Annotated in this window: 6 protein-coding genes and 2 pseudogenes; all 8 read left to right on the top strand. The window is 62.0% G+C overall.

Translation table 11 applies throughout. The annotated features are described in order from the left end of the window. Nucleotides 1-286: pseudogene (locus Q1L50_RS05325) on the top strand (hypothetical protein); the annotation flags it as partial. A 78-nt stretch (nucleotides 287-364) separates the two neighbouring features. Beyond that, nucleotides 365-595, top strand: a complete 231-nt coding sequence (locus Q1L50_RS05330; protein ID WP_300336487.1) for a hypothetical protein — start codon at nucleotides 365-367, stop codon at nucleotides 593-595. Between the two features lie 397 nt (nucleotides 596-992). Next, nucleotides 993-2,291 (top strand): isocitrate lyase, encoded by a 1,299-nt coding sequence (gene aceA, locus Q1L50_RS05335; RefSeq protein ID WP_300336489.1) that lies wholly within the window; start codon nucleotides 993-995, stop codon nucleotides 2,289-2,291. Between the two features lie 320 nt (nucleotides 2,292-2,611). Then, nucleotides 2,612-3,535 carry a hypothetical protein gene (locus Q1L50_RS05340; RefSeq protein ID WP_300336491.1) on the top strand — a complete coding sequence of 308 codons (924 nt, stop codon included), beginning with the start codon at nucleotides 2,612-2,614 and terminating at the stop codon, nucleotides 3,533-3,535. Nucleotides 3,536-3,591: 56 nt separating this feature from the next. Then, nucleotides 3,592-3,819, top strand: a pseudogene (locus Q1L50_RS20000) (HAMP domain-containing protein); the annotation flags it as partial. Nucleotides 3,820-4,165: 346 nt separating this feature from the next. Further along, entirely contained in the window at nucleotides 4,166-5,158 is a 993-nt protein-coding gene (locus tag Q1L50_RS05345) for a hypothetical protein (RefSeq protein WP_300336495.1), read from the top strand. After that, nucleotides 5,044-5,505, top strand: a complete 462-nt coding sequence (locus tag Q1L50_RS20005) for an HD domain-containing phosphohydrolase (RefSeq protein ID WP_366145213.1) — start codon at nucleotides 5,044-5,046, stop codon at nucleotides 5,503-5,505. Before Q1L50_RS05345 ends, Q1L50_RS20005 begins: the two co-directional genes overlap by 115 nt. Nucleotides 5,506-6,100: 595 nt before the next feature. Further along, on the top strand, nucleotides 6,101-6,298 hold the full coding sequence (locus Q1L50_RS05355; protein ID WP_300336493.1) for a hypothetical protein: 198 nt from the start codon (nucleotides 6,101-6,103) through the stop codon (nucleotides 6,296-6,298). Nucleotides 6,299-6,466: the final 168 nt, after the last annotated feature.

Genomic DNA, 6,466 nt, shown 5'->3' on the forward strand with positions numbered 1-6,466 from the left:
CAACCCGGTTACTCCGGAAAACGTCGCGCTGTTCACAGCGCTGCTGGCCGGCGAGTTCGCCATCAATGGCTTCCGCAACCGCGATCTCCAGGGCAAGCTTTACTCGCTTCCTCCCAAAGACCCCGCAGAGATCAAGCGGCGTACGCACCGAACCAGCCGCCTGATCGCCAACTCTCGCCTCTACCGGGTCACCCAAAACGGCGTCAAAGCGATGTGGGCCGCAGTCCGCTGCCGCCATATCAACTTTCCAGCCGCTTTCAACATGTCAGAATCATTCGCGCAATAGAGACAAGTCCTGCGGAGGAATTTCATAACGTGAGATCGGTGGCTGGGCTCGAGTGTGCTGACGCGCGAAGAGAATCAGGTGCAGATCTTCACTTCATCGCTGCGGGTCGCTTCGCTGGACGAGGCGCGTCAGAAGTCCGCGCGTGCCGGGCTGCAAGGCGATTACCAACGGCAGTTGCTGGTGGAGGAAGCTTTGATCGAGGCGACACCCGACGCGGGCTTGTCGAGCGACGAGTTGATGGGTGTTTCCGGCCTTGGCCCGGAGCGGCTACGGGCCGCGAGACTGCAGCTCCTGCGGTCGCCACGGTGATTATCCGCCACCGCATGGGCAGCCCACCCGAATACCTCGACCGGCCACGCTGCCAACGCTGGAAAATGATCCTGCCCGAGTTGGCCTTCGCCCCGGCCAGACCTCGGGCATAGGCTGCAAGGATTTCGTGCAAGAAAATTTGCTCCCGCAATGCGGAACGGAAAGGGCAAGCAGCTGTTTTGCCGAGTTAAAAAATATATCTTATGTCTTATATAAGACAGTTGCCAGCATTAGCAAACACCTCTATACTTGATGCCATTGGTCGCCCGGGCTCTCCCCGCCTAGAGGCTGCTTCTTCCGTGCTTCTCCCGTACGGCGATTCAGCCTCGATCGGTTTTTCACGCTCAGGCATGGCCATCGTCCCAAGCCAACCTCGTACTCTTTGGAAAGGTAAATCATGAGCACTAAAGAACAGCAGATCGCCGAACTGGAAAAAGACTGGGCCGAAAACCCGCGCTGGAAGGGCATCAAACGCGGCTACTCGGCTGCCGACGTGGTGCGCCTTAGAGGCTCCTTCCCGATCGAGTACACCGTCGCTCGTCGTGGCGCCGAGAAACTTTGGACGCTGGTCAACAACGAGCCCTTCGTCAACTGCCTCGGCGCGCTGACCGGTGGGCAAGCGATGCAGCAGGTCAAGGCTGGCGTCAAGGCGATCTATCTTTCGGGCTGGCAGGTTGCCGCCGACAACAACTCCTACGCGGCGATGTACCCTGACCAGTCGCTGTATCCGGTGGATTCGGTACCGAAGGTCGTCGAGCGCATCAACAACTCTTTCCGCCGTGCCGACGAGATCCAGTGCTCCAAGGATTTGAACCCCGGCGACAAGGGCTACATCGACTACTTTGCGCCGATCGTGGCCGACGCCGAAGCCGGTTTTGGCGGCGTGCTGAACGCTTTTGAACTGATGAAAGCGATGATCCGCGCCGGTGCTGCCGGCGTGCATTGGGAAGACCAGCTGGCCTCGGTCAAGAAGTGCGGCCACATGGGTGGCAAGGTCCTGGTGCCGACGCAAGAGGCAGTACAGAAACTGATTGCCGCGCGCTTTGCCGCTGATGTCTGCGGTGTTCCGACTCTGGTCATCGCCCGTACCGATGCTGAAGCAGCTGACCTGCTGACCTCCGACTGCGACGCCAACGACCAGCCCTTCGTTACCGGCGAGCGCACTTCGGAAGGCTTCTACAAGACCAGGAAGGGGCTCCAGCAAGCGATCTCGCGGGCAGTCGCCTACGCCGACTACGCTGACCTCGTGTGGTGCGAAACCGGCACGCCCGATCTCGAATTCGCACGGCAGTTCGCCGACGCCGTGCATGCCAAGCACCCGGGCAAGATGCTGGCCTACAACTGCTCGCCGTCGTTCAACTGGAAGAAGAACCTCGACGACGCGACGATCGCCAGGTTCCAGAAGGAACTCGGCGCGATGGGCTACAAGTACCAGTTCATCACCCTCGCCGGCATCCACAGCATGTGGTATCACATGTTCGACTTGGCCCAGGACTACGTCCAGCGCGGCATGACCGCTTACGTCGAAAAAGTGCAGGAACCGGAATTCGCCGCGCGCGATCGCGGCTACAGCTTCGTCTCGCACCAGCAGGAAGTCGGCACCGGCTACTTCGACGACGTGACGACAGTGATTCAGGGCGGCGCCTCGTCGGTCACCGCGCTGACTGGTTCGACCGAGGAAGAACAGTTCCACTGAGCGACCATCCAATCGCCCGGAGGCCGCGCAACAGCGCGGCTTTTTTTTGCTCGCTGCAGACCGCTGACGCCTCGTCGGGCTAACGCGCATCGTGCGCATTTTTCCATTGTCGAAGCAACGGCGGTGGCAAGCCACCACCCACAGGAAAAACGCCGCCAACAACGAAAGCTGCGGTGCGCACGTCGCGCCTCCAGTGATGACATGGACGCTCAAGAGCACTTTCCTGGGCTATCCTTGACCATTCCGACGCCGCTCAGAGGGCAGGTGAATGCACCATCGCTACCGGCTGCATATTCACATCTCGACGCTTTTTTGTCGCCTTGATCGTAGTCGTCTGCGCGGTACTGGCGGGAATCGGCTACAAACTCGGCAGCGAACTGGTGGAGGCGGCTGCTGCGGATCAGACGACGCGAATCAGCCGTGAAGCGCAGCTCGCAATGCAACGGATCGTCGAACCGGCCGAGGTGGCAACTACCCTCCTGAGCCTGCAGCAGATGACCCTGGCGAGGTCGCTCGGACAACGTCTCAAGAGCCTGCAATTCCTGCGGCAGGCGCTCGACAGTTCCTCGGCACTGTCATCGCTGTACGTCGGCTACGCCAATGGCGACTTCTTTCTCGTCGGCCGTATCGGCCATGGCGCGCCGAGCGAGGCGGCCAAGGTTCCGCCCGGCGCAACCTATGTCGTGCAAAGCATCGAGCGTGCCGGCGATCAAGCGCACGGGCATTTCATCTACCTCGACGCTGCCCTGCAGACGCTGCGCGAAGATGACCGGCCTGACTACGCCGCAGCCTATGATCCGCGGCAACGAATCTGGTTCACCGAGGCGATGGCCTCGTCGGCGCAGATCAAGACCCCGCCCTACCTGTTCTTTTCCAGCCCCCAGGTCGGTATCACGCTGGCCATGCAGGTCGGCAGCGGGCCAGCGGTGGCCGGCGCGGAGATCCTGCTGCACAGCCTCGGCCAGACGCTGGCAAAACAGAAGGCAACGCCAGGCAACGAACTGGTCATTGTCGACTCGCAAGGCTACGCACTGGCCTACGAAGACGTCTCCAGACTGGTGCGCCCGGCCTTCGAGGTCAACGGCAGGCCGTCGCTGGCACGGCTGGACGAACTGGGGGTTCCGGCACTGGTACCGCTTCTGGCCGCCGTGACAGAAATGCAGAAGGGCGGTCATCAACAAGGACCGCGGACGCTGCGCCTTTCTATCGATGGGACGGCGGGGCGAGCGTCGATAAGCCCATGAGGCTGGACGAAACGCAGCCTCTGTTCATGGTCACCGCAGTTCCCGAAAGCGACCTGATGGCCGGCGCCCGGCTGCTCATCGAGCATTCGGCGATCGCCACCGTGATCGTCCTGCTGCTGACGATTCCTTTCACCTGGCTGCTCGCACGCAGCATTTCACGCTCGCTGGGCCGTCTGGCCGCCGAGGCCGAGAAGATTCGCCACTTCGACTTCTCACAGCCAATCGCTGTCGACTCGGCGATCAAGGAAGTCCATCAGCTGGCGGAGACCATGGAGGCGATGAAGCGCACCGTCCGCCGCTTTCTCGATGTCACCCATGCGGTAGCCGCCGAGCAGAATTTCGACCAGCTGTTGCCACGGCTTCTCGCCGAAACACTGTCAGCAGCCGTAGCACGCGTCGGCGTTCTGTATCTGGCCGAGGGGACGCAACTGAAACCGGCCGCTGCGCTCAGCGCGACGGGGTCTGAACTGGCGGGCGAGCTACCGGGTCCTCGACGTCGCGCGCGCCGGCCCGCTGCTTGGCGCAGCGCTCGACGACGGCGTTGCACGCGCCGGCCGCCTGCAGCCCGAGGACCTCGCCACGGTCGGCGGCGCCAACGCCGACCTGGCTGGCGCCAGCGATGCCATAGCCGTGCCACTGCTCAACCGAAAGGCCGAACTGGTCGGTGCGATGCTGCTGCTGTGCAACGTGTCCACCGACAAGGCCCGCCTGAGCTTCGTGAAAGCCTTCTCGGGATCGGCGGCGGTGTCGCTCGAAAGCAAGGCGCTGATCAAGGCGCAGAAAGATCTCTTCGAGGCATTCATCAAGCTTATCGCCGCGGCGATCGACGCCAAGAGCCCGTACACCGGTGGCCATTGCGCACGCGTCCCGGAACGGACCAAGATGCTGGCACGTGCCGCCTGCGACAAGGACCATGGCACGTACCGGGACTTTCAGCTGACCGCCGATGACTGGGAGGCGCTGCACGAGGCTGCCTGGTTGCACGACTGCGGCAAGGTCACCACACCCGAATACGTGGTGGACAAGGCGACCAAACTGGAAACCATTCATGACCGGATCCACGAGGTACGGATGCGCTTTGAAGTACTCAAGCGTGATGCGGAAATCAGCTGCCTGCAGGCCGTAGTCGGTGGCCAGGACGGCCACGCGGCGCGCGCCCGCCTGACTGCCGAGCTGCAGCAACTCAACAACGACTTCGCGTTCGTCGCCAGTTGTAACGAAGGCGGCGCATTCATGGCCCAGGAAAGAATCCATCGCCTCAAGGCGATCGCCAGGCGAAGCTGGTGGCGCACCCTTGACGACCGCATCGGCATCTCCAACGAAGAAAAGCTGCGCAAGGCGCGTACGGCCGCCGCGCGTTTGCCCGCCGCCGAGGCGCTGCTCGCCGACAAACCCGAGCACGTCTTTCCGCGATGCCCTCAGGAGCGACTGGCGGACGACAATCCATGGGGATTAAGGATGGCCGTCCCCGCGCTCCTCTACAACCGCGGCGACTCTACAATCTGGCGGTGGCGCGCGGCACGCTATCGGACGAAGAACGGTACAAGATCACGAGCACATCGTGCAGACGCTGGTCATGCTGTCGCAACTGCCTTTCCCCAAACATCTCCGGCAAGTACCTGAAACTGCGGGAGGACACCTTAAAAAAAATCGATGGCAGCGGCTACCCGAGACGACTCACCGGCGAACAAATGAGCCCGCTGGCGCGGATGATTGCGGTCGCCGGCATTTTCGAAGCGCTGACCGCGGTCGACCGTCCGTACAAGACAGGAAAGACGCTGTCCGAAGCCATCGCCATCATGTCCCAAATGCAGCACGGGCAGCACATCGATCCGGACGTTTTCGCCCTCTTTCTGCGCTCCGGCGCTTATCTCGACTACGCCCGACGATTCATGCAGCCCAAGCAGACCGACGCCGTCGACGTCGATGGCCTCCTCGACCAAGGACGCCATCCCGCACCGGCTGCCTGACTCGGCCGACAACAGCGATCGTCGGCGTCACCCGCCACCACCAAGCGGCGCTGCGTCAATGGCCGGTGCCGGCCCGGACGACCCTGCCCCCAACCGATCGCCACCTCACCCAGGCGGTGTCCGCTGCAAACTAGCGACTGTCAGCTTTCTTTACAGCTGCGCCAGAATGATCTGCCGCATCGAGATAAACGGAACCTCCCGGTACGCTAAGTACATGATTACATAAATACCGCTTATATATCGGCATAGTCTTTGCTTATATCCGATCGGTCTGGTCGGCGCGCTCCTCTGGAGGAACACCGGCGTAGCCACGACTGGCCGCACCAACACCACAGCGCCTGAACCCTTTCAACCCCAAGTCTTGCAGGACCCTTACCGGATGAAATCCTTCGCCCTCCCTCAGCCGACCCAGCCAGCGCCCAGCATCGACCGACTGGCCTCATCGCTTCGAATCCGGACGGGGGAGCACTCGGCACACCACATGACAACCGACCAAGAGCCGGAGCCACCGTCCCTGCAGCAAGCCGCACCGCGACCGGCGAAGCCACTGCTCGGCCACCCACTCCCCAACGTCTCCTCTGACCCGGCAATTTCAATGAACACCAAGGTCTGCGTCAAGTGCAAGCAAGAAAAGCCCGTTATCGAGTTTCACAAGAACTCGCGAAGCACGGACGGACTGCACTCCTATTGCAAGGAATGCAATCGGGCCCAGGCGTTGGCGCACATCAAGGCCGAGAAAGCCCGGAGGGCGCTGCTGCGGGCCGCAAAGAAAGCGGCTGCCGACACCGAGTGAGCAAGTATCGTTGCTCACCTGGCGTCTGATCGAGCACCCAGGGCACCGGTGAATGTCAAGGTAGTTGTCGCCTGAGTTCATGTTGCCAAACGCATACTTTTTGCGCGAGCGGTGGCCGCAGAGACGACTTCGTCACGCTCCGGGTTGAGTGTCACGGCGCCGATCGGC

This window comes from Accumulibacter sp. (genome assembly GCF_029255145.1).
In the GTDB taxonomy this organism is placed as follows: Bacteria; Pseudomonadota; Gammaproteobacteria; order Burkholderiales; family Rhodocyclaceae; genus Accumulibacter.